23 protein-coding genes are annotated in these 25,071 nt (G+C 54.4%); 15 read left to right on the plus strand and 8 right to left on the minus strand.

Annotated features, from left to right (window positions below):
* From D467_RS0111480 to D467_RS0111500, 5 genes are all read left to right on the plus strand, one after another.
* Positions 1 to 1,056: a sn-glycerol-3-phosphate import ATP-binding protein UgpC gene (locus tag D467_RS0111480; RefSeq protein WP_018917671.1), complete on the plus strand. Its 1,056-nt coding sequence runs from the start codon at positions 1 to 3 to the stop codon at positions 1,054 to 1,056.
* A 162-nt stretch (positions 1,057 to 1,218) separates the two neighbouring features.
* Positions 1,219 to 2,436 (plus strand): RNA polymerase sigma factor, encoded by a 1,218-nt coding sequence (locus D467_RS0111485; protein WP_018917672.1) that lies wholly within the window; start codon positions 1,219 to 1,221, stop codon positions 2,434 to 2,436.
* Between the two features lie 116 nt (positions 2,437 to 2,552).
* On the plus strand, positions 2,553 to 3,395 hold the full coding sequence (locus D467_RS0111490; RefSeq protein ID WP_018917673.1) for a VOC family protein: 843 nt from the start codon (positions 2,553 to 2,555) through the stop codon (positions 3,393 to 3,395).
* Positions 3,392 to 3,769, plus strand: coding sequence for a YciI family protein (locus tag D467_RS0111495; RefSeq protein ID WP_018917674.1), 378 nt, complete (start codon positions 3,392 to 3,394; stop codon positions 3,767 to 3,769). The genes D467_RS0111490 and D467_RS0111495 overlap by 4 nt, the downstream gene beginning before the upstream one ends.
* Complete coding sequence (locus D467_RS0111500; RefSeq protein ID WP_018917675.1) at positions 3,766 to 4,134, plus strand: DUF1428 domain-containing protein; 369 nt, start codon at positions 3,766 to 3,768, stop codon at positions 4,132 to 4,134. The genes D467_RS0111495 and D467_RS0111500 overlap by 4 nt, the downstream gene beginning before the upstream one ends.
* Before the next feature lie 81 nt (positions 4,135 to 4,215).
* On the opposite strand, the gene D467_RS0111505 is transcribed toward D467_RS0111500, so the two are convergent.
* Both D467_RS0111505 and D467_RS0111510 read right to left on the minus strand, forming a co-directional pair.
* Complete coding sequence (locus D467_RS0111505; RefSeq protein WP_018917676.1) at positions 4,216 to 5,862, minus strand: bifunctional metallophosphatase/5'-nucleotidase; 1,647 nt, start codon at positions 5,860 to 5,862, stop codon at positions 4,216 to 4,218.
* 175 nt (positions 5,863 to 6,037) lie between these two features.
* Complete coding sequence (locus D467_RS0111510; RefSeq protein ID WP_018917677.1) at positions 6,038 to 6,718, minus strand: SDR family oxidoreductase; 681 nt, start codon at positions 6,716 to 6,718, stop codon at positions 6,038 to 6,040.
* A 259-nt stretch (positions 6,719 to 6,977) separates the two neighbouring features.
* Between D467_RS0111510 and fdhF the strand changes: the two genes are divergently transcribed.
* From fdhF to D467_RS0111525, 3 genes are all read left to right on the plus strand, one after another.
* Positions 6,978 to 9,944 carry a formate dehydrogenase subunit alpha gene (gene fdhF / locus D467_RS0111515; protein WP_018917678.1) on the plus strand — a complete coding sequence of 989 codons (2,967 nt, stop codon included), beginning with the start codon at positions 6,978 to 6,980 and terminating at the stop codon, positions 9,942 to 9,944.
* The gene (locus D467_RS0111520; protein ID WP_018917679.1) at positions 9,944 to 10,477 is read left to right on the plus strand and encodes a helical membrane plugin domain-containing protein; all 534 of its coding nucleotides are present in this window, start codon (positions 9,944 to 9,946) and stop codon (positions 10,475 to 10,477) included. Before fdhF ends, D467_RS0111520 begins: the two co-directional genes overlap by 1 nt.
* Positions 10,478 to 10,627: 150 nt before the next feature.
* Complete coding sequence (locus tag D467_RS0111525; RefSeq protein ID WP_018917680.1) at positions 10,628 to 11,707, plus strand: aldo/keto reductase; 1,080 nt, start codon at positions 10,628 to 10,630, stop codon at positions 11,705 to 11,707.
* A 140-nt stretch (positions 11,708 to 11,847) separates the two neighbouring features.
* Here the strand turns inward: D467_RS0111525 and D467_RS0111530 are convergent, their stop codons facing one another.
* Positions 11,848 to 12,849 (minus strand): porin, encoded by a 1,002-nt coding sequence (locus D467_RS0111530; protein WP_018917681.1) that lies wholly within the window; start codon positions 12,847 to 12,849, stop codon positions 11,848 to 11,850.
* Positions 12,850 to 13,166: 317 nt separating this feature from the next.
* Here D467_RS0111530 and D467_RS0111535 point away from each other — a divergent pair, with 317 nt between their 5' ends.
* From D467_RS0111535 to D467_RS0111545, 3 genes are all read left to right on the plus strand, one after another.
* Positions 13,167 to 14,330, plus strand: coding sequence for a glycosyltransferase family 4 protein (locus tag D467_RS0111535; protein WP_018917682.1), 1,164 nt, complete (start codon positions 13,167 to 13,169; stop codon positions 14,328 to 14,330).
* The gene (locus D467_RS0111540) at positions 14,293 to 14,832 is read left to right on the plus strand and encodes a phosphatase PAP2 family protein (protein WP_018917683.1); all 540 of its coding nucleotides are present in this window, start codon (positions 14,293 to 14,295) and stop codon (positions 14,830 to 14,832) included. Before D467_RS0111535 ends, D467_RS0111540 begins: the two co-directional genes overlap by 38 nt.
* A 110-nt stretch (positions 14,833 to 14,942) precedes the next feature.
* Entirely contained in the window at positions 14,943 to 16,388 is a 1,446-nt protein-coding gene (locus D467_RS0111545) for a sodium/glutamate symporter (RefSeq protein WP_018917684.1), read from the plus strand.
* A 142-nt stretch (positions 16,389 to 16,530) separates the two neighbouring features.
* Here the strand turns inward: D467_RS0111545 and D467_RS20140 are convergent, their stop codons facing one another.
* Positions 16,531 to 16,662, minus strand: coding sequence for a hypothetical protein (locus D467_RS20140; RefSeq protein WP_018917685.1), 132 nt, complete (start codon positions 16,660 to 16,662; stop codon positions 16,531 to 16,533).
* Between the two features lie 634 nt (positions 16,663 to 17,296).
* On the opposite strand from D467_RS20140, the gene D467_RS0111560 reads away from it, so the two are divergent.
* Both D467_RS0111560 and D467_RS0111565 read left to right on the plus strand, forming a co-directional pair.
* On the plus strand, positions 17,297 to 17,431 hold the full coding sequence (locus D467_RS0111560) for an entericidin A/B family lipoprotein (RefSeq protein ID WP_018917687.1): 135 nt from the start codon (positions 17,297 to 17,299) through the stop codon (positions 17,429 to 17,431).
* A gap of 5 nt (positions 17,432 to 17,436) precedes the next feature.
* Positions 17,437 to 17,982, plus strand: coding sequence for a YqiA/YcfP family alpha/beta fold hydrolase (locus D467_RS0111565; protein ID WP_018917688.1), 546 nt, complete (start codon positions 17,437 to 17,439; stop codon positions 17,980 to 17,982).
* Positions 17,983 to 18,013: 31 nt separating this feature from the next.
* On the opposite strand, the gene ntrC is transcribed toward D467_RS0111565, so the two are convergent.
* From ntrC to D467_RS0111585, 4 genes are all read right to left on the minus strand, one after another.
* Positions 18,014 to 19,441 (minus strand): nitrogen regulation protein NR(I), encoded by a 1,428-nt coding sequence (ntrC, locus tag D467_RS0111570; RefSeq protein WP_018917689.1) that lies wholly within the window; start codon positions 19,439 to 19,441, stop codon positions 18,014 to 18,016.
* Positions 19,438 to 20,496 (minus strand): nitrogen regulation protein NR(II), encoded by a 1,059-nt coding sequence (gene glnL / locus D467_RS0111575; protein ID WP_018917690.1) that lies wholly within the window; start codon positions 20,494 to 20,496, stop codon positions 19,438 to 19,440. Before glnL ends, ntrC begins: the two co-directional genes overlap by 4 nt.
* 273 nt (positions 20,497 to 20,769) lie before the next feature.
* Positions 20,770 to 22,176 carry a glutamate--ammonia ligase gene (glnA, locus tag D467_RS0111580; RefSeq protein ID WP_018917691.1) on the minus strand — a complete coding sequence of 469 codons (1,407 nt, stop codon included), beginning with the start codon at positions 22,174 to 22,176 and terminating at the stop codon, positions 20,770 to 20,772.
* Positions 22,177 to 22,621: 445 nt separating this feature from the next.
* Positions 22,622 to 23,650, minus strand: a complete 1,029-nt coding sequence (locus D467_RS0111585; RefSeq protein ID WP_018917692.1) for an acyltransferase family protein — start codon at positions 23,648 to 23,650, stop codon at positions 22,622 to 22,624.
* A gap of 120 nt (positions 23,651 to 23,770) precedes the next feature.
* On the opposite strand from D467_RS0111585, the gene D467_RS0111590 reads away from it, so the two are divergent.
* Complete coding sequence (locus tag D467_RS0111590) at positions 23,771 to 24,691, plus strand: alpha/beta hydrolase (RefSeq protein ID WP_018917693.1); 921 nt, start codon at positions 23,771 to 23,773, stop codon at positions 24,689 to 24,691.
* 63 nt (positions 24,692 to 24,754) lie between these two features.
* On the plus strand, positions 24,755 to 25,060 hold the full coding sequence (locus D467_RS0111595) for a hypothetical protein (protein ID WP_018917694.1): 306 nt from the start codon (positions 24,755 to 24,757) through the stop codon (positions 25,058 to 25,060).
* The last annotated feature ends 11 nt before the right edge of the window (positions 25,061 to 25,071 follow it).

The raw sequence follows: 25,071 nt of genomic DNA on the forward strand, positions 1-25,071 counted from the left end.
ATGGCTAGCATTACCTTGGAAGGGCTTAGAAAAACCTACACAGGCGACGTCCATGCCGTTAAAGGCATCGACCTTGCGATTGAAGACGGCGAGTTCGTGGTGCTGGTGGGCCCTTCGGGCTGCGGTAAATCAACGCTGTTACGCATGGTGGCCGGGCTTGAAACAATTACCGACGGTACGCTCAAGATTGGCGACCGGGTCGTCAACAATCTCGAACCCGCCGAGCGCGATATCGCCATGGTGTTTCAGAACTATGCGCTCTACCCGCACATGACGGTGTACAACAACCTCGCGTATGGGCTGAAAAACCGCGGCTTTAAAAAACTCGAGATCGAAGAACGGGTGCGTAAAGCGGCCAAGATGCTCGAAATCGAGGAATACCTTGATCGCAAACCGCGCAAGCTCTCCGGCGGCCAGCGCCAGCGCGTCGCCATGGGTCGGGCGTTGGTACGTGAGCCCGCGGCCTTTTTGTTCGACGAACCGCTCTCTAACCTGGATGCCAAGCTGCGCGTACAGATGCGTGTGGAGATCAAGCAGCTTCAGCGCCGCTTGAAGACCACCAGCCTCTACGTCACCCACGACCAGCTTGAAGCGATGACGCTGGGTGATCGTTTGGTGGTGCTTAGCGCAGGTAAAATCGAACAGGTGGGCACGCCCATGGAGATCTATGCGCGCCCCGCATCGATGTTTGTAGCAGGTTTTATCGGCTCGCCTGCGATGAACATGGTGCCGCTTGAATACCTGCAAACGCGCGGCACCCATGACCTGCTAAACGATCTTCCCGCCGATACCGACACAGTAGGCATCCGCCCGGACGATATGCGCCTTTCGCCACCCGATGCACCACATCTGATCGTCGATTCCACGCTTGAACTGTTTGAAGCGGCCGGCGCCGAGAGCCATCTTTACGTGCGACTTGCCGACAGCGACCAGCCCACCGTGATTCGGGTAAGCGGCCAGCCGCCGGTCAAGGAGGGCGAAACGCTGCGCTTTTATGTCACCCGCGAAGCGCTGCACCCGTTTAACAGCGCGATCGGCCTGCGCACGGGGGATTAACTCGATTTTTTACGCAAACAGTCGGCAAGAAAACAGTAAATAAAAAATAAACAGTAAGAAATAATCAGTAAAAAAAGGGTGCCATGGGCTAGGTTTGAGAAAGCATCTTTGACGCTTACCTACTGTGGTGCCCTTTATATAGGGGCAAATGGGTCTTCTACCATGCGTGCTCACCCTTCCTTACTTGACGCTCTTTATCGCACCCATGCCAGACGTGTTCAGGCAACCCTGATCCGTCTGCTGGGCGATTTCGAGCTTGCCGAAGAAGCAGTGCAAGATGCCTTTGCCGCCGCTGCTCAACAGTGGCCTGTTAAAGGGACGCCCGATAACCCTCAGGCGTGGCTGATTCGCACCGGCTATCACTGCGGGATTAATCAAATTCGTCAACGCAGTACCGCACGCCGTCGAGCCCACCTGCTATTACCAAGTGAGGAAACACAGGAGTTCGACGATGCCGCGATCCAGGATGACTCGCTGCGGCTGCTGTTTACCTGCTGCCACCCAAGCTTGAGCCTAGAAGCACGCCTTGCGCTGACGCTGCGCGAAATGTGCGGGTTAACCACTGAGCAGGTTGCCAGCGCCCTATTAATCAAACCTTCAACCGTGGCACAGCGCATCGTACGGGCAAAACGCAAGATTCGCGATGCGCATATTCCCTATGCGGTACCTGCGTCGGAGACATTGCCCCAACGCCTGCCGGACGTCCTCCAGATTATCTACCTGGTCTTCAACGAAGGTTATTCAAGCAGTAGCGGTGCGGCGGTGGTCGATATCAGTCTGACCCGTGAAGCGCTACGTCTGGGTGAGGAACTGGCAGCGCTACTGCCACAGGGCGAAGTCTTTGGGCTGATGGCACTTATGCTGCTCACCAATGCCCGTCGGGATGCGCGCCAGGATAACCAAGGCGAGCTCGTCACGCTGGAGGCGCAGGACAGAGGCCTATGGCACCAGGCGGAAATTTGTACGGGTATCGAGTGGCTCGAACACGCACTAGCCCTCACCCCCGTTGGCTTTTATACCCTTCAAGCCTCAATTGCCGCCGTACACGCCCAAGCTCTTCGCCCCGAGCATACCGACTGGGCGCGGATTGTCAGGCTGTATGACGCTTTATGCCGCTCTTATCCATCGCCTGTTCTGACCTTGAATCGCGCGGTGGCCGTTGCCATGCATGACTCTCCAGCAACTGGGTTGAGCCTGCTCGATGAGCTAGCTCATCACCCTCAACTCTCTCGTTATTATCTATTACATGCGGCCCAAGCAGATTTGCTACGTCGGCAGGGTAAGAGTGATGCCGCGCGCGATGCCTACCAAAAGGCCCTGACATTGACTACTCAGGATCCGGAAAAACGCTTTTTAATCAGCAAATTGGCCGAACTTTAAGCAGCGTTATAAAAAACATTACCAAAAGGTTATGAAAAATAGTTCGCAGGCCTGTCGATTTGGGGGCACGTCAAACGACTAGAGGGTGTAGACCATCACAATAAAAGAGACTCTCAATGAAATTCATGCTGATACGGCGTGCCGATGCCACGACCGAAAATGGCGCGCTACCGTCACAGGAAATGCTTGCCGCCATGGCCGATTACAACGAGCGCATGATGCAGGCAGGCGTACTCGTGAGCGGCAACGGCTTACACCCGACAAGCGATGGCTGCCTGATCCAGTTCCATAACGGCACTCCCACTATCCTCCCCGGCCCTCTGTCTCCAGCCAGTGAACGTATTGCTGGTTATAGCGTGCTGGAGGCACCTTCTCTTGACATCGCTTTGGGGTGGGCACAGCAGTGGCCAACCCTGGATGCCGACGGCAACGTGACCCTTGAGTTAAGGCGCTACTTCACGCTTGAGGAATTTGAGCCGGGTGCGGGCCTGGATAAGCATCACAGCCATGCCCGTGTACCCGATGCCATGAATGTGCATGTCGCCTTCCCTGGCACCTGCCGGGAGGCTATGCAGTTCTATGCTGATGTGCTTGGCGGCCAGATAGAGTGCCTAATGACCTACGCGGAAACTCTAGCGGTAGAGCATGTATCACCTTCTCTGCATGACCGCATCATCCACGCTTCGCTGAACCTGCGTGGCCGTCGCTTGATGGGCGCTGATATGGCGCCAGAAAAATACACGCCACCTCAAGGCGTGCAGATTCAGCTGGAGTATCAGGAGATCGAGCAAGCCTCTCAAACCTTTGCACGGCTTGCCGAAGCCGGAGAGGTGCTCATGCCTTTTGAATCAACGTTCTGGTCTGCGGGATTTGGCATGGCCACTGACCGTTTTGGCGTGCAATGGATGATCAATGTGTCGGCGGATAGTTGCCTTTCTACTGAAGGAGAGACGCCATGAAATACGCGGCCTTAGTGTATTACCAGGAGCAACTCATCAATGCCATGAGCGAGCAGGCGTGGCATGACCTCAATCAGGAGTGTATTGCGGGCGTCGAGCGTTTGAGCGCTCAAGGCAATTACCTGGCCGGTGAAGCGCTGCAATCGATAGATACCGCGACCACTGTACGTGTGCGCAATGGCGAGACAGTGATTACCGACGGGCCGTTTGCGGAAACCAAAGAACAGCTGGCCGGTTTCTATCTGCTCGAAGCGCGTGACTTGAACGAGGCGCTACAGCTAGCCAGCCGCATCCCACCCGCGAGGCTCGGCAGCATTGAAGTACGCCCCATTCGAGAACTCCCACCCAAAACCCAGCCAGGAGAATCATCATGAGCACTACTACTCAACGCTATATTGATGGCTTCGTTGCGGCCGTGCCCACGGCCAATAAAGAGATATTTATTGAACACGCCCGTGCTGCTGCCGTGGTTTTCAAAGAGTATGGCGCTCTGCGGGTAGTCGAATGCTGGGGTGAGGATATCCCTGAAGGCGAAGTCACCTCTTATTCCATGGCCGTTAAGCGTAAGGATAACGAAACCATTATCTTCTCATGGATCGAATGGCCCTCCCGCGCCGTGCATGATGAGGCGATGCCCAAGCTCATGCAGGACCCGCGCTTACAGCCGGACATCAATCCCATGCCGTTTGATGGCAAGCGAGCGATATTCGGCAGTTTTGCCACGCTTATAGATGAGTGAGTGACCAGCCTTCTGTCGGGTGTTCACTACTCTGAATAAGGGCCGCCTCTACGTAACGTCCAGGCGGCCCTTCATTCATCGTTAATGCTGGCGAGCCTGATCAGTGATACGCCCTTCAACCTGATAATCCACGTCACCTAACGAAACCATATGGTCACGCAGCATCTCCCAGTCGGTATTACCGACGATGGTGCTGCGCCCATCATCATAGGCGGCTTCTAGCGCCGTATGGCTGTCGCCACCGGCAGCGGTGAAGTGGTTGGTGGCGATGGTGTAGGTGCTTTCAGGATCTACCGGCTGCAATGTGCCGTTCTGCGTTACCTTCAAGCTCACAACGCGCTCACCGGTGGGTTGGCGGCTGTCATATATCAACTCGGTACCTTCGGACACTTGCAGAAAACCGCCGCTTTCATCAGGAGCATTTGCCAGCCCGATCTCGAACGTCTCCAAAAGCTCCGCGCCCGTCACGCTCACCAATGCCAGGCGATTGCCAAACGGCTGCACGGCAACCAGCTCACCCACACTCACATCGCCCTGGGCGATGGGCTCCCGAATACCGCCACTATTTTGAATGGCCAGCACGGTCTCCGGGTTCACTCGGCGGGCGGCAGCAAGCTGACCATCGGCAATCAGATTGCCCAGCGCCGTTTCATCGGCACGTACGCTTTGTTCATCACCATTGCCGTGGCGCGGGTTGGGAAGCCGAGTGTTCAGGTAGGCGCCCACTTGGGTATCGCGCACTTCTTCAATTCGTGCGGTGTACGGCTCAAGCATCTCAAGCGCTTGGGCATCAGGCTCGAAATCATCGGTGGTCAGCAGTTCGCCACTAGCATCCTGCACCACGCCCTTGTCATCAAAGGTGACTTGCATGACGCCCAGGTACTTGCCGTACTCGTTCGCCTGGCCAATGACCGTAGGTGTCTTGGGCTCGCCCAAATCGTTTTCGGCCACCGTGACGGGCGATTCCAGGCGCGTATGGCTGTGCCCACCGATAATCACATCTATCCCTTCCACATGCTGGGCGAGCAACAGGTCATTACCCAGGCTCGGGTCGCTGTCAAAGCCCAGGTGAGTAAGCGCGATGATCTTGTTAACGCCTTGAGCTTCAAACGCTTCCACCATCGTCTCGGCGGCCGCCCGATAATCGCCAATGGTGACGTTACCGGGGCTGGAGACGGTCTCGCTGCCTTGCGTGCTCAGCCCGAAGATGCCGATTCGCTCGCCACCTTGCTCTACCACAATGCCGTCGTATAAGTGGCCAGGCTTAGGCTTCTGTTCGGGCTCGACGCTGATCGAATCACCGAGTAGATCGGCAAATTCAGGCGAGGTAGAGAAGTCCAGGTTCGCGCCCACAATGGGGAAGTCAGCGGCAGCAAAGAAAGCCGCAAGGGCCTGATGGCCCTCTTCCGGATCGCCCAGGTCGAACTCATGGTTGCCCGGCACGAACGCGTCATAGCCCATCAGGTTCATGAACTCGACGGCGTCTTGACCCTGGTATTCGGTGAAATAGAGCGTACCCGAAAAAATATCCCCGGCGTCCAGCAATAGGCCATCACCGAAGCGCTCACGGGCTTCAGCCAGGGCGGTGATCAGTTGAGGGTAGCTGTCGGTACGCCCGTGCAGGTCGTTGGTGTGAAAAATGGTCAGCGTATAGGGCGCGGCATACGCTGAGGTGGTGAGCAGCCCAGTCGCTATCCCTAGCGCAATACCGTGAGGAATAAGACGCATCAGCATGGTTCCTTCTATAAAAAGGGTTATCGCAGAACGATAGCGTGCCCTAGAAGCCTGACAAATGGATGACGGCGTTATCGCACACCACTGTAACGCACTCATCTTACTTAGCGGTAAGTGATGACAAAATAGCCTGCTTCTACCTGTTTATAGAAAAATGCCTTACCTAACACTACCACGGCAGTAATTCCCCATTACTGTGCCAAAAGCTGCCGCTATTTTCCTGCGTCAGCGTTTTGATACAGGCAGCAATGCCCGTGGCGGCTTCCTGAGGGCTTATCATCCCGCCGAAGTTAACCATGCGCGTTTTTACATAGCCTGGGTGTATTTGCGCGACGGCAATACCGCGTGGCTTAAGGTCCATAGCCAAGGATTTTCCAAACGCGTTTAGCGCCGCCTTGGATGCGCGGTAACCGTAGCGCCCACCGGAGTCGTTATCGGCAATCGATCCCATACGGCTGGTGATGTTGGCAATCTTACTGCCCTCCTGCATCAACGGTAGCAACGCTTCACATACCCGTAGGGGCGCATAGGCATTGATTTCCATCTGCTCACGGATGCTGTCGAAATCCAGCTGGCCTAACGATTCATCGCGCAAGAGGCCCGCATTGTTGATCAATAAATCCAACCGTTGGCCATCAAGCGCCCGTGCCAAACGCTCAACATCCTCTGGCTTGGTGACATCGATGCCTTCAATAACGCGGTCAGCCACGCGCTCAAGCTCGTCTGATGATTGGCGGCAAACGCCGATCACCTGCCAATCTTCATCTCTGTAGTGGGCTGCCAGTGCCAGCCCGACGCCTCGGTTGGCTCCGGTAATCAGTACGGTGGGTGGTTGCAGTGTGTCTTCCACGTTGTGTTCTCCAAGCGCTGTTGGGGTAAATGCTGTTGGGATAAATGCTGTAGAGATAAATAAAAGCCGCTGGCTATAAACGTAGCTTGCTGGCTTTGAAAGAGAAGCGCAAAACCCGTGCTTAACTTAGGTTTAAAACCAGAAACTGAGCTTGTACAAGCTCAAGCCGCTTAACTACCTTTGAAGCAAGGCGTTAAAACCCGCGAAGAGGAGGCAGCGTCAGGATAAAAAAACAAGGGGCCCATGGAGGAGTACCCACATGAACCGACCGTGCACGATTACGTTTGATGATAAAAAATTAACCGGCAACGCCGATGAGCCACTGATCGATTTTCTGGAAAACCATGGCATCTCCTTGCCCAATGTTTGCTACCACCCTTCTCTAGGCGCTATTGAAACGTGCGATACCTGCTGGGTCGAGGTTAACGGCGAAATGCAACGAGGCTGTGCGCTGCGTACCGAAGAAGGTCTTAATATTTCAAGCCGCAGCGCCCAAGCCACGGCCGCTCGTCATGAAGGCATGGACCGGCTGCTGGCCAAACACGAGCTTTACTGCACCGTATGCGAGAATAATAACGGCGACTGCCGTGTGCATAACGCCTTGGTCGAAATGGACATTCCCATCCAGCGCTATGAATTCCAGCCCAAGCCCCATCTAAAAGATACCTCCAGCCCGTTTTATACCTACGACCCGGACCAGTGCATTCTATGCGGTCAGTGTGTCGAGGCCTGCCAGAATGTCGAGGTTAACGAGACGTTAAGCATTGATTACGCCAGTGAGAATCCACGTGTGTTATGGGATGGTGGCAAGGAGATCAACGATTCAAGCTGCGTTCACTGTGGCCACTGCGTCACGGTCTGCCCATGTAACGCGCTGCAGGAAAACACCATGTATGGCCAGACAGGCCCGCTTACCGCCCTGCCCTGGTCGCTTAAGCGACCGATGATCGAAGTCGTCAAAGAGGTCGAAAATACCACCAGCGCCAAACCCATCACCGGTATTTCAGAGCTTGACGCCACCTGGCGCCAGCCGGGTATCAAGCGCACTAAAACGGTATGCACCTACTGCGGTGTGGGTTGCTCGTTTGAGATGTGGACCCGTGATCGCAAGATTCTCAAGGTTCAGCCCACCCCAGACGCCCCGGCTAACGGTATTTCCACCTGCATCAAGGGCAAATTTGCCTGGGACTTCGTTAACAGTGAAAAACGCCTCACGACGCCGCTGATTCGGGAAAACGGTCAGTTTCGTGAAGCCAGCTGGGACGAAGCGCTGGACCTGGTGGCGCGCCGGTTGTTAAACGTGCGCGATATCCACGGCCCACAGAGCGTTGGCTTTATCGGTTCCAGTAAAGCCAGTAACGAAGAGGCTTACCTGACGCAGAAGATTGCCCGGCTGATCATTGGCACCAATAGCGTGGATAACTCATCGCGCTACTGCCAGAACCCGGCCACCAAAGGGCTTTTTCGCACCGTGGGCTATGGTGGCGATGCCGGCACCATCAAGGATATCGAACAGGCGGAAGTGGTCGTGCTGGTAGGCAGCAACACTGCCGAAAACCATCCAGTGATTGCCTCGCGCATCAAGTCCTCGCAGAAACTCCACGGCCAAAAGCTGGTGGTGTTCGACCCGCGTAAACACGAAATGGCCGAGCGGGCGAATCTGTTTATGCGCCCCAACGCCAGTACCGATTTAATCTGGGCCTCGGCACTGTCGCGCTATATGTTCGATAACGACTTGGCCGACTATGAATTTCTTGAGCGCTGGGTCAATAACGTCGATGAATACCGTGAATCGCTGGCGCCGTTTACGCTTGATTTCGCCGAGCAGAAAACCGGCATTCCCAAGCAGCAGCTGATTGAGGCCGCGGAATTAATCGGCAGGGCAAAAAGTGTCTGCCTGCTATGGGCGATGGGGATCACTCAGCATAGCCACGGCTCGGATACCAGCACCGCGCTTTCCAACCTGCTGTTGGTCACGGGTAACTACGGCAAACCGGGTACCGGTGGCTACCCCATGCGCGGTCATAACAACGTGCAGGGGGCTAGCGACTTTGGCTGCCTGCGCAATATGTACCCAGGCTATGAAAAGGTTACCGACGAAGACGTGCGCAAGCGCTGGGCCAAAGGCTGGGGCGTCAAGCCCGAGCAGCTCTCGCTGGAAGAGGGCTGGGGCAACTTCCTGATGGTTCAAGCCGCGGCTGACGACAAGCTCAAGGCCATGTATATCATCGGCGAGGAAACGGCCTTCTCCGACTCCAATACGCATAACGTCCACTCCGCGTTTGAAAGCCTCGACTTTATGGTGGTGCAGGATATGTTCTTGAGCCGTACCGCTGAGTTTGCGGACGTGGTGCTGCCCGCCTGCCCCAGCGTCGAGAAAGAAGGCACGTTTGTGAATACCGAGCGACGCATTCAGCGCTTTTATCAGGTGCTCGAACCGCTGGGCGACAGCCGCCCCGACTGGCGTATCTTGACAGACCTTGCCGCGCGCATGGGTCACGACTGGGGCTATAACCACCCCTCCGAGATCATGGCCGAGTGCGCGTCGATATCACCGCTGTTCGCCGGGGTCAGCTACGAGCGCCTGGAAGGCTGGAAGTCGTTGCTCTGGCCGGTTGCCGAAGACGGTACCGACACGCCGCTGCTGTATACCGATGGTTTTCCCACCGAGGACGGCAAGGCCAGTCTGTTTGTTCTTGAGTGGCAAGAGCCGCTTGAGGCCGCCGATGAAGAATATGATCTCATGCTGGATAACGGCCGCTTGCTGGAGCACTTCCAAGGCTCTAACCAGACCGGGCGCTCACAGGGCATCTGGGATCAGGTACCGCGTAGTTTTGTCGAGGTTAGCCCTGAGCTTGCGGCCGAGCGCAATATTCAAGACGGCACTTGGGTGCGTCTCACCTCACGTCGGGATAGCCGTGAATTTCCTGCCTTGGTTACCGACCGCGTCGCGGGCAAGACGCTCTATCTGCCGATTCACTTTGGCAAACCCGGGGTTAACGCATTAACCGGCGAGCACACCGACCCGATTGTCCACACACCCGCCTACAAGGAAACGGCCGTCAAGCTTGAGGTGCTGGATAAACGCACCGAGCCGCCGCTGCCCAGCACCAACTACCGCTTTGGAAAGCGCACTCCCAATGAAGGCGTCGCCGTCGAGGTGAAGTGGGCCAACGAGGACTATACGTTGCCGCCTGCCCAGCAAACCAATCCGAGGAAAATGTAATGGCCGAACGAATTGCCTACGATGTGCCGCCACCCAAAATCGGCCCGGATGCCCAGGAAGAGCTCGACAGGCTGGTACAAACGCTGCATGAACATGGTCTGCTCCGGTTTGCCAATGATGTGGTTGCGTCTAATCATGAGCTGATGCGTATTGTGGTAGACGGCTTAAATAAACCAGGCTCGCTTAATGCCATTCAAAATCTTTCCGTCATCGCCATGACGCTTTCGGCGCTGCCGCCGGAGCGTTTTTATCAGGTAATGTTTGCGCTCAAAGAAGGAATTGAGCAGGTTGGCAACCATCGCCATGATGAAGCAGAGCGTGATTCCCAGCAGGATAAGAGCAAACACACGCGCCAGGACAAAGAGGACAGCGCTCCCGGCATTACCGGCATTTATCGCATGCTTAACGATGACGAGCTGTGGTATGCCATCAAACCGATTCTGGCCGGCCTGCGGGCTTTTTCCGAGCGGCTCGACAGGCCTGTGGATAAGCCGGTGACGGATTTCACCGGCAAGCCTACCGAAGGCCCATGAAAACAGTAAATCAAATCAGCGCCTCAACAAACACGCTGCCAGGGAGAGGCCCGTGTTTTGACATATCCCGCTGAGTTTCTAGGCTTACAGGTGTACGTGATTTAAGACGTTAGATTTACGCCACATTCGATTAACAGGGAGTCAGTCGAAATGAAATACCGTCCATTAGGGAATTCAGGACTGCTGGTATCCGAGATTGTGCTGGGTACCGTACCGTTTGGCGGAAGTGGAGGCTTTGAAAAAGCGGCAAGCGTTGATGTAGAAGTCGCGCGGCGCCAGATCGATATGGCGATTGATGCCGGGGTTAACCTGATCGATACTGCCGACCTTTACTCCATGGGCGAGTCGGAAGAGATTGTAGGCAAGGCGCTGGGCAGCAAGCGTCAGGACATCATTCTAGCCTCCAAAGCGCGTAGCCCAATGGGCGATAACCCCAACCACAGCGGTTTTTCACGCTATCACTTGATCAATGCTTGTGAAGCCAGCCTGAAACGCCTGGGTACTGACCATATCGACCTGTACCAGATGCACAACTGGGACGGCGTCACGCCGGTCGAAGAGATGCTGTATGCGCTGGATCATCTGGTGCAAAGCGGCAAGATCCGCTACTACGGCACCTCCAACTTTACCGGCTGGCAGATGATGAAGACCATCGGCAAGGCCGAACTGCATAATCTGGTCAAACCCATCAGCCAGCAGATTTACTACACGCCGGAATCTCGTGAGGCCGAGTATGAGCTGATGCCATTAGCCATCGATCAGAATATTGGCACGTTGGTATGGGGGCCGCTGGGTGAAGGCTTGTTCAATGGCAAGGTACGCCGTGGCCAGAAAGCGCCCGAAGGCACCCGCCAGGGCAACGGTTGGCCCGAGCCCTATGTGCATGACATGGAGCGCGCTTACGATATCATCGAGCTATTAGCGGAGATTGGTGAAGCGCATGACGCCTCCATTCCTCGCACTTGCCTTGCTTGGCTGAAAGACCGTCCCGGCGTGACCTCGCTGATTGTCGGCGCGCGTAACGAAGAGCATCTGAAGGATGATCTGGCTGCCGCCGAGCTTACCCTGAGCCAGGAAGAGATTGATCGCCTGGAAGCCGCCACACGCCCAGCTCCACTTTACCCTTACTGGCATCGCGTCGTGGCCGGTATGGATCGTATCGACAAGGCCGAACAGCCGTTTATCGATAACTACCGCAAAACCATCGATAACCGTAACGATGAACGCTAAAGGCAAGCTACCGGCGAAGATGCTCCGCCGGTAGTGGTTCGTTACTACGTTAAAAACATGCCAAAAAGTCGGTATGGAATTACCCATACCGACTCAAGATCGAAGTAAAGCTTAAAACAGTAACGAACCCACGTTAGCCATTAGAAGTGATAACGAGCACCTACCGCGTAATACAGGTCTTCGTCGTAATCGTTAACGGCATCGAGATTTCTGTCGTTAAGCTCTAGGAACATATCGAAGTTTTTGGTCAGTTGGTACATCGAGCCTAGTGCCCAAGCGTTACGGTCGCTGTCAGCATTGTCTACTTCGATGTTGTAGTAGTCGGCGAAGAATTTCCACGAATCGTAAATATAAGTGGCACCTACACCAATTTTATCAAAACCGCCGCCATAGACGTCGTTATCATCACGTGTCTCATAACCTACACGTGCAGAAAGAGAATCGTTAATAATGAAAGCTGCCGTCGCGCCGAAACGCGTTTCACCGTTACCACCACCACGAACGGTATCTTCAACATAACCCAGCGCTAAACGAGCCGGACCTGTTTCATAAACCACGCCACCCTGTGTAGCAATAACGCTACCTTCATCCGTTTGTGCAGCTTCTGTTAAGCCGCGCTCAGAGAAGTGTTTGGCAGAAATGACGGCCTGGAAACCATTCATTTTGGGCGTTTTATAGCCGATTGAATCGCCACGTGCCTGCACGCCGCCGCCTGCAAACTCATAGCCGCGCTCAACATAAACGTCGAAGGGAGTCATGACGTAGTTGTCGAAGTAGCTGTTGTAGTTACCCGCCATGAACGTACCGAACTGCTGGCTTTCTAACCCCAGGTAGCTGTTACGAACTTCATCAAAGCCGGGGCTGCTACGCTCGTCAGCTTTAAAACGCCACTCTACGCGAGCAAAAGCGCGTAGGTCAGTCGTGATTTGATGGCCAGCAGTAATACGCAGGCGTGAACCAAAGTTGCGGAATTCTTCGCCGTTATCTACACCGTTTTTAACACCACCCCCCTCAAAACCCATGGCGATACGGCCATAAATATCAAGCGTAGTGCCGTCTTGATCGTAAACCATAGCGGCTTGTGCTGCAGAGGCGCCTAATAAACCGCAAACTGCTAACGCCAGTGTCGTTTTCTTAAACATGTTCGATCCCGTTGAAGTAGTCATATATTTTTTTAATAAAAAGACTTTAAAAAAGAGTAGAGGTCGTTTAACGCCTCAACGCAGCAGATAGTAGTAGGTATATATTTCATTTATTTTAAAGTTTTAATATTTTCTAACCACTTAGGATTAATATTTAATTTTTAACAATGTCGTCGTCAAAGCGTAACAAGGACCGGCTATGACAATTTATTAATTATTATTTGCGAAAGTGTCATCGCTTGTTCACTACCTTGACTTGGCAGTGTCACTGTCCCCTACCACACTAAGTTAAAATGTGATTAAGGGACGGATCGCTTATGCGGCTTTGTATCGTTAGCGAAACATGGTCACCAGAGATTAACGGTGTTGCCCATACCTTGAGCCGCTTGCACCAAGAGCTCAGGCGCCAAGGGGTTTCCGTTGATGTTATTCGCCCAAAACCGCGCGTCGAGGGAAAGGCGCCAGATGTACAGCATGAGCTTCAGGTTAACCGCTTGGCCGTACCGGGTTATGCCGAGGTGCAAGTCGGCTTAACCAGACCTTCCAAGCTGAACCGCTTTTGGAGCCAGCACCGCCCTGACGTTATCTACCTGGCGACCCAAGGCCCACTCGGCTGGGCAGCACGCCAAGCCGCACACCAATTAAATATTCCGCTGGTGGCAGGCTGGCATACCAACTTTGATCATTATTGCCATGATTACGGCGTCCCTTGGCTAGAACCAGCGGCGCGTCGCTACCTGCGCTATTTCCATAATGGCTGCCAACTCACTCTGGTTCCTACCCAGCTACAGGCCGAAGCCTTAAGCCAACAGGGCATTCATGACGTTCACGTGATGTCACGAGGAATTGAGGGAGAGCGTTTCTCACCCGCGTATCGGGATACCGCCCTGCGCCAGCAGTGGGGTGTGAGCGCTCACCAACCCGTTGCACTTTACGTAGGCCGACTGGCCCTGGAGAAAAACCTCACGCTGCTGCAAGAAACCTTACAAGCCATGCGCGAGGTACGCCCCGATATGGCCCAGGTGATTGTGGGCGATGGGCCTGCGCGAGCTCAGCTTGAGAAAGCCCTTCCTGAGGCGCACTTCACCGGGTTTGTGGAGAAGCATGAGCTGGCACGCCATTACGCCAGTGCAGACCTGTTTGTCTTTCCTTCACTGTCAGAGACCTGGGGCAACGTAGTTGCCGAGGCAATGGCCAGCGGCCTTGCCGTGGTGGCTTATCGGCACGCGGCAAGCGCTGAGCTAATTCAAAATGGCCATAATGGTATTACCGTTACCCCTGACGACAGGGAAGCGTTTCAACAAGCGGCTGTCGAGCTTTGCCAACATCCCGCCGACTACGCGCGCATAGGCCGTGTCGCGCGTCTTCGCGCACTTGAGCAAAGCTGGTCGGGCATCGCGGATCAGTTTATGCAGTACCTCCACCAAGCCCAAGAGGCCCACCATGCGTCCACGCCCGCTTGTCGTATTCGCTCGTCTTGACCTGCTTGAATGGCAGCTTTGCCAGCGCGTTACACGGCTCAATCTGTTCCGCCCCTGGCGAATTGTCTTGCAGGCCGCAAGCCGCCTGGGCGACTGGCCGATATGGGTCCTGCTGATCGCCGCGCAGCCTTGGCTACAGCCTGACGGTATTTGGCGGATAGTCCAGTACACCAGTATCGCGCTGGCGGCGATGCTGGTGTATCGGCTGATTAAAACGCGGCTATGTCGCGAGCGGCCTTTTATTACTTACCTGGGTGGCGTGCATTGCGGCGAACCGGCGCGCGACCGCTACAGCTTTCCCAGTGGCCATACCATGCATGCTGTCTTGTTCAGCGTGCTGGTCGCCGCACACACGCCCTGGCTTTTACCGCTGGTACTGCCTTTGGCCTTGCTGATTGCAATATCACGCGTTGGGCTTGGGCTGCATTACATCAGCGATGTTATCGCTGGCGGCGCGATTGGTTATGGCTTTGCTTTTCTTAGTCTTTATTGGATGGGCTGAAGTAAACTTTTCGCCATTTTGACGGTTAGACGCTAGATTAAAACCAACTCTGTCATTTAAGCGGTCTTGCTAGGGCTTTTGGCCTTACGCATTCATTAGGGAGCGATGTAATGACCATGACGGTTGGTGAACTTTTTGTAGCGCTTGTCATCATTGCGCTAGCGCTCGTGGTGAGTAATGCGTTGAGGCTTAGGCTCGCGTGGCTACGCAAGCTCTTTCTACCCAGTTCGGTGATCGCCGGGCTGATACTTCTATTGATGGGGCCGGATGTAATCGGTCGCCTGACGCCTACCTTTTTTGAAGAAAGCCCCGGGCTGTTTCCTGCCTATGTACAAGAGAGCTGGGCGGCCTTGCCGGGTCTGTTGATTAACGTCGTGTTTGCCGCTCTGTTTATTGGCAAGGCCATTCCGGGCCTGCGCACTATCTGGCTGCGTGCCGGGCCTCAGGTCGTGGTAGGCCAAACCATGGCCTGGGGGCAATATGTCGTAGGCCTTACCCTGGCGCTGTTGGTACTCACGCCGTTTTTTAACATGAACCCGATGGTGGGCGCGCTCATTGAGATTGGCTTTGAAGGCGGCCACGGCACGGCAGCCGGCATGGCGGATACGTTCGCCGACCTGGGCTTTGAAGAAGGTGCTGACCTGGCGCTGGGGCTAGCGACCGTCGGGATTGTTGCCGGTGTGCTCATCGGCACCCTGATGATCAATATCGCCGCCCGCCGCGGAGTGATTACCCCCAGCAAAGAGAACGATGAGCCTGATGACCTGATTCGTGAAGATGAGCGCCCTTCTGCACAAGAATTTAGTGAGTTCAAAAAAGACCTTACCCTTGAAGCAGGCACTACCGACCCGCTTAGCCTGCATATCGGCTTAGTGGGTATCGCCATTTTAATTGGCTGGCTGCTACTGTCGGGCCTGCAGTGGATCGAGCAGGTTACCTGGGCACGTAATGATGGCCTTGAGATATTAGCCCACGTGCCGCTGTTTCCGATTGCGATGATCGGCGGGGTAATCGTTCAATTAGTGGTCACGCGCTTTGGTCTGGAGCATCACGTCTCCACCCGTACGATGGCACGCATCGCGGGTACGGCGCTCGACTTCACCATCGTGGCGGCACTGGCCACGCTGTCACTTACCACCCTGGGTGAATACTTTCTGCCGTTTTTGCTGCTGTCGGTGGCAGGTATCGCCTGGGGATTATTCGTGCTGATTGTGATTGCCCCCCGCGTTATTCCCGAAAACTGGTTTGAGCGGGGCGTGGGCGATTTTGGCCAATCCATGGGGGTAACGGTAACCGGCTTACTACTTATGAGAATGGCCGACCCCAGCAACAAATCCGGTGCGCTTGAAAGCTTTGGCTACAAGCAGCTTATGTTTGAGCCAATTGTAGGGGGCGGGTTATTTACCGCAGCAGCCCTGCCCTTGATTGCTGAGTTTGGTCCGCTGGCCATACTGATATTTACCGCCATATTAACCATTGGCTGGCTGCTGTTCGGACTGCTGTATTTTGGCCGCATGGTGCCTGAAAGAGGTCGTGGGCGCTGGCAGAAAAAGTAGTGGCTATCAGCCTCCAACCCCTACCTTGGTCACTCTCCAACGCTGTATGGAGCGCGATAAAAAAACCATGCCCGCTTTCGCGGGCATGGTTTTTGGTTAGATCTACTCTTAGCGCGGTAGCACGATTAATCGATCATTACGCTCAGATATCGGGGGGCATATCTTCGCGGTCTTCCGTTACCACCATAAATGAGGTTTTAAACATCATGTACAAGCCGATAGCCGAAAACCCCAAGAACAGCACGAACATGCATAACATCAGTACCATCGCCATAACGCTTGTCCCTGAAAATACGCGGCTGTTGCGTTTTCGTTTTCTAACCGCTTAGATTTAGTATGACGAAAGGATAGACTAAATCGGTGTATTCATCTGTACAGAGACTATGCAAATTATAATTAACAATCAATAATGTTATAAGAATCAGCAAGTTGTAAAAAATACCCAACGCAAAAAAACCACCTCGCTTACGCGAAATGGTCATTTTGCATCTCCACCGTCCTTGGCTTCGACGATTAACGTATCCGTACGTTAATACAATTGAGCGGAATGAGCGTCCTTTTAACTCCCGTGTTCTTCTACTTGGCTCCTGCCTTCCCTAATTTCCTATCATCCCGCTCACACTGTTACTACTTAGGTATTGCAGGTAGCGGGCCAACATGCCGTATAAAACAAAAATCATTTAATAAACAACATCTTAATGTAAAAAACATCAATGCCGGAAGGAGCCTTAAAATGTTTTTAACATGTATAAAAAAGACACATGAGACATATGCACACGTACCATTCTCGCCATTGTGGTTAAATCAGTGGCACGACGAACAAACACGGCTTATTTTACGTATTGTTGTAATGAACTGCTTCTGCCCGGCCGCTTTGCCGGGCTTGCCTACCTGAAGGGAACGACACTATGAAACGCATCATGGCGATTGGTCTTCTAATGACCACCCTGGTTCTGATTATTAGCGGTTGTAATACGATTCGTGGCGCCGGTGAAGACATTGAGCAGGGCGGCCAGGCCATTCAAAGTTCAGCGAGCAGCTAATCATTATGATGACCGTCTACCTTTCTCATGGCTTGGAAAGCGGGCCCGGCGCCTTAAAGATCCAGGCGCTAAAAGGCATTGCTGAAAAGTTCGATGACTGTGAGCCGGTCGTCATGGATTACCGCGGGATGGCAGAACCGCCCCAGCGTTTAAATCACTTGCTGGCCACAATGGCAAAACGCAACGCCACACCCGGCAGCTGCGTGCTAGCAGGCTCAAGCTTAGGGGGCTGGCTAAGCGCCGCGGTTAGCGCCCAGCAGCCTTTGCTGGGCTGCTTTTTACTCGCCCCCGCACTGGGCTTGCCAGACTACCCTGAAACCTCACCGACCATTCAGGCCCGCCTTACGCATATCATCCATGGCTGGCAGGATGACGTAGTGCTGCCAGGCCCCGTGATTGAGCGCGCCCGGTTGCAGCGCCTTTCACTGCGCATGGTCGATGATGATCATCGCCTGCATGCAAGCCTGGATACCATCTTAAGTGATTTCGAACGCTTCCTGGCTGACTGCCAAGCGCTTGACCAGCAGGCCATTCAAGCGAGCGTGTCTTAAGCAAGCATCTCTTATGCGAGCAAGCGCTTATTTATTCGTCCGCAAGCGCGGGCAGCAGCGTTTTTAATTTGCGCGTTAACGTATTACGCCCCCAGCCCAGCAGCTCGGCGGCTTCGCCTTTGCGCCCGCCGGTATGCTTTAACGCGGTTTCAATTAAAATGCGCTCGAAGTCAGGTACCGCTTCTTCCAGTAGATGCGTATGCCCTTCAGCCAGCGCGTGGTCGGCCCACTCCCGAAATGCCGAGCGCCAGTCGCCATGCACACTGCTTTCCATGGAATTAGTCGTGCGCAGCTCGGGCGGCAAATCCTCCACTAAAATTTCACGTCCTGAGGCCATCACCGTTAGCCAGCGGCAAATATTTTCCAACTGGCGCACGTTACCCGGCCATGACAGACGCGTTAAGTGCGCCTCGGCGTCAGCCGTCAGCACTTTGATATCGGTGGCGAGCTCTTTGGCGGCTTCGGCCAGAAAGTGGCGCGTTAGCCTGGGAATATCTTCACGACGTTCGGCCAAGCGTGGCAGATGAATACGAATCACGTTTAAGCGGTGAAAAAGATCCTCACGAAAGCGCCCGTCATCCACCAGCGACTCAAGGTTTTGGTGCGTGGCCGCGATAATACGCACATCAACCCTAACCGGCGTATGGCCGCCCACCCGGTAAAATTCCCCGTCAGCCAGCACACGTAGCAAACGGGTCTGGGTTTCCGCAGGCATATCACCGATTTCATCCAGAAACAGCGTGCCGCCATTCGCTTGCTCAAACCGGCCCTGGCGCTGCGCCGCCGCCCCGGTAAAAGCGCCCTTCTCATGACCAAACAGTTCGGACTCAATAAGATCCCGAGGAATCGCCGCCATGTTCAGCGCAATAAACGGCTTACCAGCCCGGGGGCTATGCTGGTGCAGCGCCTGAGCAACACGCTCTTTACCCGTGCCCGACTCGCCGTTGATTAGTACCGTAATATGCGAATGCGAAAGCCGTCCGATAGCGCGAAACACCTCCTGCATGGCAGGCGCCTCGCCGATAATTTCTGCATTCAGGCCTTCAGGCACGCTAATCGGCCTTTGGCGCTCTCGGGCATGAGCCACCGCTCGGCGCACCAGCGCCAGCGCCTCGTCGACATCAAACGGCTTGGGCAAGTATTCAAAGGCACCGCCCTGGTAGGAAGCCACGGCGCTATCCAGATCCGAGTGGGCCGTCATCACAATCACGGGCAGGTCCGGATGCGCTTCGCGAATTCGGGCCATTAAATCCAACCCATCAATGCCCGGCATACGAATATCGGTTACCAGTACATCCGGCGGGTCTTCCAGCAGCCTGGCAAGCGCTGTGTCGGCCCGCTCGATACATTCCACGTCAAGGTCTGGCTGCGCCAGCGCGCGCTCAAGCACCCAGCGGATAGCGCGGTCATCATCCACAACGACCACCCGTGCAACATCGTTACGTGTCGCCTCAGTCATGACGCTTCTCCGGTGCAGTTAATAACCATTGGAATCAGTAAACGAAATTCAGTGTGACCAGGTCGTGAATCGCACTCGATCAATCCTTGATGCTGGTGCAAGATCGACTGGGCAATGGAAAGCCCCAGCCCGCTGCCTTCGGCGCGCCCTGAAACCATGGGGTAGAAAAGCGTTTCTTTAAGCTCTTCGGGAATGCCGGGGCCGTTATCAATCACACCGACTTCGCTTACCAGGCGGTGGCGTTCGGCACCCAGGGTAAACTGGCGCCGGGCACGGGTGCGCAGCATCAATTCCGGCATCGGGGTTTGTGCATCGCTCATTGCCTGAACGGCGTTGCGGGCCACATTAAGTACGGCTTGAATCATTTGCGATTCATCGCCGGAAAGATCCGGCAGGCTGGGGTCGTAATCGCGGCTGATAGTGACATCAGGGTGTTCGGCAATCAGCAGCGAGCGCACCCGTTCCAGCACTTTATGAATATTCACCGGCTTATGCTTAACGATGCGGTTAGGGCCGAGCATTGAATCCACCAGATCGCGCAGGCGGTCGACCTCTTCGACAATGATATGGGTAAATTCCCGCAGTGCCGGGTCGGCTAAATCACGCTCTAACAGCTGGGCGGCACCGCGAATTCCGCCCAATGGATTTTTAACCTCATGAGCCAAGCCGCGGGCCAGCACTTTGATAGTCTCCTGACGCGTGGTTAGGGCTTCCTCGCGGGAAATCTGCATCAGCCGGTCGCGGGGCTCTATTTCTAATAGCAGCTCATCATCCGATAAAGGCGTAACGGTATAGTCCACCGTTAACGACTCGCCGTTGAGCGGGGTAATACGCGCCTCGCGCTGGGTGTAGGGGTGAAAGGCATCCCGCGCTTTGGCCAACACCTGATCGATACTTTCATCGCCGCCGAGCAGGGTACCCAAACTAACTCCCTGTACTCGACTAAAACTTACCGCCAGCAAAGCCTCGGCGGCCGGGTTCATCCAGCGTACGTGGAGCTCACCATCCAGCAGTAGCACCGCCATGGAGAGATGTTCTAGTAAACGCTGATACATGGAGTGTCCTGAGGCATCGCGGTTGAAATCGTTCATATTGAAGAGAAACTGCAAAAAGCGCGCCAAGTTGTTCCACTAGCGACACAATGCACGGCTTGTGGGCATTACACACCGCTGAGGCGAGCGTTTATAGCGCAGCTGGCCGCTCACCACGGATGCTTAATGCACTATTTTAGTGCATTAAGCACAATTAGAAAGCATGCCAATCACCGGATCAGTGCAATAAAAAACCCCGCCGAGGCGGGGTTTTAGGGCTAACACGTTAAAACGCCATTAGCAGCTGTAGTACATATCAAACTCAATGGGGTGCGTCGCCATGCGGATACGCTCCACTTCTTCCATCTTGAGTTCGATGTAAGCATCGATCATATCGTCGGTGAACACGCCACCTTCGGTCAGGAACGCACGGTCAGCGTCGAGTGCTTCCAGCGCCTGATCCAGGCTGTTAGCAACGGTCGGTACTAACTTGCCTTCTTCCGGCGGTAAGTCGTACAAGTTCTTGTCCATGGCATCGCCAGGATGGATCTTGTTCTTGATACCGTCGATACCGGCCATCAGCAGGGCTGCGAACGACAGGTAAGGGTTGGCAGTCGGGTCAGGGAAGCGGGTCTCGACACGCTTGCCTTTCGGGCTTGCCGTGTAAGGAATACGGATAGACGCACTGCGGTTACGAGCGCTGTAGGCCAGCATTACCGGCGCTTCGAAACCCGGTACCAAGCGCTTGTACGAGTTGGTAGACGCGTTGGTGAAGGCGTTCAGGGCACGGGCGTGCTTGATCACACCGCCAATGTAGTAAAGCGCCATTTCAGACAGGCCCGCGTACTCGTCACCGGCAAACTGGTTCTGGCCATCTTTCCAGAATGACTGGTGGATGTGCATGCCTGAACCATTGTCACCCACCAGCGGCTTGGGCATGAAGGTCGCGGTTTTGCCGTAAGCGTGGGCCACGTTGTGGATCACGTACTTCATTTCCTGAACTTCGTCGGCCTTCTTCACCAAGGTGTTGAATTTAACGCCAATTTCGTTCTGACCCGCATTCGCCACTTCGTGGTGGTGCACTTCAACAGTCTGGCCAATCGCTTCCAGCGTATTACACATAGCGCCACGGATATCGTGGAAGCTATCGACCGGCGGAACCGGGAAGTAGCCGCCTTTTAGGCGAGGACGGTGGCCCAGGTTACCGCCTTCAACACGGCTATCAGTTGCCCAGGCGCCCTCTTCGGACGAGATTTTGTACATGGAGCCCTGAATATCAGACTTCCAGTGTACTTCGTCAAAAATGAAGAACTCAGGCTCCGGGCCGAAGAAAGCGGTATCGCCCAGGCCGGTAGATTCCAGGTACGCTTCAGCACGTTTGGCGATGGAGCGCGGGTCACGATCGTAGCCCTGCATGGTGGCAGGCTCGATGATATCGCAACGCAAAATCAGGGTAGCGTCTTCGGTGAAGGGGTCGAGGAATGCAGTACCGTCTTCCGGACGCAGAATCATGTCGGATTCGTTGATGCCTTTCCAGCCCTCGATAGAAGAACCATCGAACATCTGGCCATTCTCAAAGAACTCTTCGTTTACATCGCGGGCAGGCACGGTGACGTGCTGCTCTTTACCGCGAGTATCGGTGAAACGCAGGTCCACCCACTTAACATCATGTTCTTCGATTAGCGCGAGAGTCTTGGCTGACATTGTGTCCTCCGGTATGAGCGTGGCTTAAAGCGTAAAAACAGTAAGCTATCGATAAAAGTGTTGTTAGACAAACTTAAGTCATTCGACAAACCGTAACCTAAAGGGCGCGTTTGTCATTTTTGTTCGCTCAGCGTTTGCCTGTTTATAAGTCACAAATCGTTCAGAGATCTTTTTAAATCGGCTATCGTTGTAGCACGTCGAAAGGCATCTGCCTATGACCCGCTAGCCGCTGACCAATACAATGCAGAGAGCGTGCCAACTTTGCACCAACATGGTCTACATTAAAAATAAGTCATTGTTTAACAATCAATAAAAGTTAACCCACCATGCTTCTCCATGTAGCATAGCGTTTAACTGTTAAGGTTTTACTACCCCCTGAACGTTGTTTTGAACCAAAAAAGCGCAAAATTTAACCCTAATGACTCATTTTGGTGCAAAGGATCTTTTACGCTTTCAGACGTTTCCCAAACAACATGGCACCCGTAGTCGTCGTGTTAGCAACCTTGTTGAGCATGATGGAACCGCTCGCCCCAATGATGATGAGCAACAGCACATAAGCTGCTACAGGCAGATTAAAAGGCACGATGAGCACGTCGGTAATTGCAAAAAACATCGGGTGGGCCAGATAAATGCCAAACGAGTACCGGTTGATATAGCGCACCCAGCCCGGCGCCGGGTAATTCTTCAGGTAGCGCATGGCAACCAGGGTAAAGAGTACAAATAGCGGAATGACCCACACTTCCTTGGAGGAAAACTGCAGCCAGCCGGCAATACTTGCCATGATCAAAAGGCACACCCAAAGACCAAGCCACACTGGATGAGACAGATAGCGCATCCACGCTGGCTGATCAGGCACCTGAGTTTCCGACTCAAAGGGGTAATAGCGCACCAATGCCAGTGCTAGAAAGAAGAGGTAAATCCAGCCAAGGGGGGCAATCCAAAGCAGATATCCTGGCAACTCAACCTCAAGCCAATAGGCCGTGCCCCAGTACGCCATGCTCACCAGGCAGCTAAGCCATAGCCACGGCACCGGATTGAAGCGCCACAGCCGCCAGCGCGTAAACAGCCAGTAAGCCACATAGAACTGCATGGCGATGATCAGAAAATACCCGTGCCAGCCGGCGAAGATAAAGTACTCCACCGCGTTGGCGATAAAGCTCACCGGTTCCCCAGTCACGTACAAATTGACCCACTCGGCGGTCGAGTAAATAAACCCGTACACCAGATACGGCAGCATCACGTACTTCACCCGCTGGGCCAAAAAACCGGGCGGCACCGCCTTGTCGTAGCGCATGGCAAACACAAACACCGAGATAAACAAAAAGATCGGCGTACCCAGCACCAGCGGCAAACGCATGAGATCGGTCGCCAGATTATCCACGCGTTGATTAACGTGATCCAACAGATGAAACAAAAAAACGGCCACACAGCCGTAAGCACGCAACCAATAAATTTCTTCTATTCTTTTATGCATACCTACTCCATGTATGCCTATCTTTAGCCTGCGCTGAACACTCCCGGTTATCGTGGTGTCCGACTTTATAACTTGCTAATAATTCCTGGAGGCAGTTTGTCGCTCTCATCTATCACTAACATGTCTCGATGGTCGTTACGCCCACTTCTCATAAAGCTAGCCGCTCTGCTGGGCCTCTGGGGCTTTTTTAACGCAGCGATTGCCGGTGAGGTTCAGCATCATACCTTTGAATCACCCACGCTTGGCCACGCCTATCCTTACACCGTTTATTTACCCGACAATTATGACGCTAATATCAGCGCTCAATACCCGGTGGTTTATCTGCTTCACGGCTCGTTTGGCAATGAACGTGACTGGGTGGCCAAGGGCAATCTTGCGCAAACCGCCGACCGGCTGATTCGTGCGGGGCACATACCGCCAGCGGTGTTCATCATGCCCGGCAGCCGTAGCTGGTGGATAGACGGCCACAACGAAGCCGCCCGCAGCGCTTTTTTCAACGACCTGATTCCGCATGTAGAAGCTACCTACCAGGTAGGCACAACGCGTGCGCTACGCGGCGTGGGCGGGCTTTCAGCTGGCGGTTTTGGCGCGCTTAACTTTGCCCTGGAAAAGCCCGAGATGTTTAGCGCCGTGGCCGCCTTAAGCCCGGCAAGCTACGTCCCTTATCCACCGCTGAATTCCTCTGCCCACCGCCACCCTTCCTTTTTAGATGAGCAAGGTAATTTTGATACTAGCCTATGGGACGAGCGTAACTACCCCGCTTACCTGGAAGAGTACCGCATTAACGTAACGCCCCGCCCCAGTGCGGAAGAAAGCGATATTCCCCCCGTGCCGCTTTACATCAGCGCAGGGCGAAGCGATGTGTACGACGCCGAGTTCCACGCCCGCCAACTACGCCAAGCCATGGAGCGCATCCAGCCCAACGACGTGCGCCTGGATCTTTACCCCGGTGGACACACCTGGCGCGTCTGGCGGGCCAGCTTACCGGCCGCGTTAACCTTTATGTTTCAGCATATTGGCGATGAATCCATCAGCCAATAACTGGCGGGTTCAATAAAAAGCAAACTACACTGGTTTTATGGGTTAACTGACAAGGAGAGAGCGATGCATCGACATATTGAATGGGACGACCCCGGTAGCGCCAGCGTATCCAAGCTATTTGCCAACGATCATCATGGTCACTCAAGGATTGGCACCGGCGATATTCTCTCGGCTCGCTACCAAGGCAAGATCGTCCGGGTGGAAGTGGAAGCTTACCGCGAGGAAGACGCCGTGAGTATCGCCAAGGTCGTCGCCATCCTCGACTCCAAAGGCCAACGCCTGAAAGGCATGGACAAGCTCGCTATAGGCGATCTCGTCCGCCTACCCGATGACAAGCGTGCGTTTGAAAAACGCGAAGATGACGATTAAGCCCACCTAAT

The organism is Vreelandella zhanjiangensis DSM 21076, assembly GCF_000377665.1.
Classification (GTDB): domain Bacteria; phylum Pseudomonadota; class Gammaproteobacteria; order Pseudomonadales; family Halomonadaceae; genus Vreelandella; species Vreelandella zhanjiangensis.

Bases quoted from the DNA above. Each gene is read 5' to 3' on its own strand.
- fdhF (WP_018917678.1), top strand. From the start codon at position 6,978: ATGAACCGACCGTGCACGATTACGTTTGATGATAAAAAATTAACCGGC.
- D467_RS0111495 (WP_018917674.1), top strand. From the start codon at position 3,392: ATGAAATACGCGGCCTTAGTGTATTACCAGGAGCAACTCATCAATGCC.
- D467_RS0111520 (WP_018917679.1), top strand. From the start codon at position 9,944: ATGGCCGAACGAATTGCCTACGATGTGCCGCCACCCAAAATCGGCCCG.
- glnL (WP_018917690.1), bottom strand. From the start codon at position 20,496: ATGTATCAGCGTTTACTAGAACATCTCTCCATGGCGGTGCTACTGCTG.
- D467_RS0111590 (WP_018917693.1), top strand. From the start codon at position 23,771: ATGTCTCGATGGTCGTTACGCCCACTTCTCATAAAGCTAGCCGCTCTG.
- D467_RS0111540 (WP_018917683.1), top strand. From the start codon at position 14,293: ATGCGTCCACGCCCGCTTGTCGTATTCGCTCGTCTTGACCTGCTTGAA.
- D467_RS0111505 (WP_018917676.1), bottom strand. From the start codon at position 5,862: ATGCGTCTTATTCCTCACGGTATTGCGCTAGGGATAGCGACTGGGCTG.
- D467_RS0111560 (WP_018917687.1), top strand. From the start codon at position 17,297: ATGAAACGCATCATGGCGATTGGTCTTCTAATGACCACCCTGGTTCTG.
- D467_RS0111525 (WP_018917680.1), top strand. From the start codon at position 10,628: ATGAAATACCGTCCATTAGGGAATTCAGGACTGCTGGTATCCGAGATT.
- ntrC (WP_018917689.1), bottom strand. From the start codon at position 19,441: ATGACTGAGGCGACACGTAACGATGTTGCACGGGTGGTCGTTGTGGAT.
- D467_RS0111595 (WP_018917694.1), top strand. From the start codon at position 24,755: ATGCATCGACATATTGAATGGGACGACCCCGGTAGCGCCAGCGTATCC.
- D467_RS0111485 (WP_018917672.1), top strand. From the start codon at position 1,219: ATGCGTGCTCACCCTTCCTTACTTGACGCTCTTTATCGCACCCATGCC.
- D467_RS0111480 (WP_018917671.1), top strand. From the start codon at position 1: ATGGCTAGCATTACCTTGGAAGGGCTTAGAAAAACCTACACAGGCGAC.
- D467_RS0111535 (WP_018917682.1), top strand. From the start codon at position 13,167: ATGCGGCTTTGTATCGTTAGCGAAACATGGTCACCAGAGATTAACGGT.
- D467_RS0111500 (WP_018917675.1), top strand. From the start codon at position 3,766: ATGAGCACTACTACTCAACGCTATATTGATGGCTTCGTTGCGGCCGTG.
- D467_RS0111490 (WP_018917673.1), top strand. From the start codon at position 2,553: ATGAAATTCATGCTGATACGGCGTGCCGATGCCACGACCGAAAATGGC.
- D467_RS0111530 (WP_018917681.1), bottom strand. From the start codon at position 12,849: ATGTTTAAGAAAACGACACTGGCGTTAGCAGTTTGCGGTTTATTAGGC.
- glnA (WP_018917691.1), bottom strand. From the start codon at position 22,176: ATGTCAGCCAAGACTCTCGCGCTAATCGAAGAACATGATGTTAAGTGG.
- D467_RS20140 (WP_018917685.1), bottom strand. From the start codon at position 16,662: ATGGCGATGGTACTGATGTTATGCATGTTCGTGCTGTTCTTGGGGTTT.
- D467_RS0111585 (WP_018917692.1), bottom strand. From the start codon at position 23,650: ATGCATAAAAGAATAGAAGAAATTTATTGGTTGCGTGCTTACGGCTGT.
- D467_RS0111545 (WP_018917684.1), top strand. From the start codon at position 14,943: ATGACCATGACGGTTGGTGAACTTTTTGTAGCGCTTGTCATCATTGCG.
- D467_RS0111565 (WP_018917688.1), top strand. From the start codon at position 17,437: ATGATGACCGTCTACCTTTCTCATGGCTTGGAAAGCGGGCCCGGCGCC.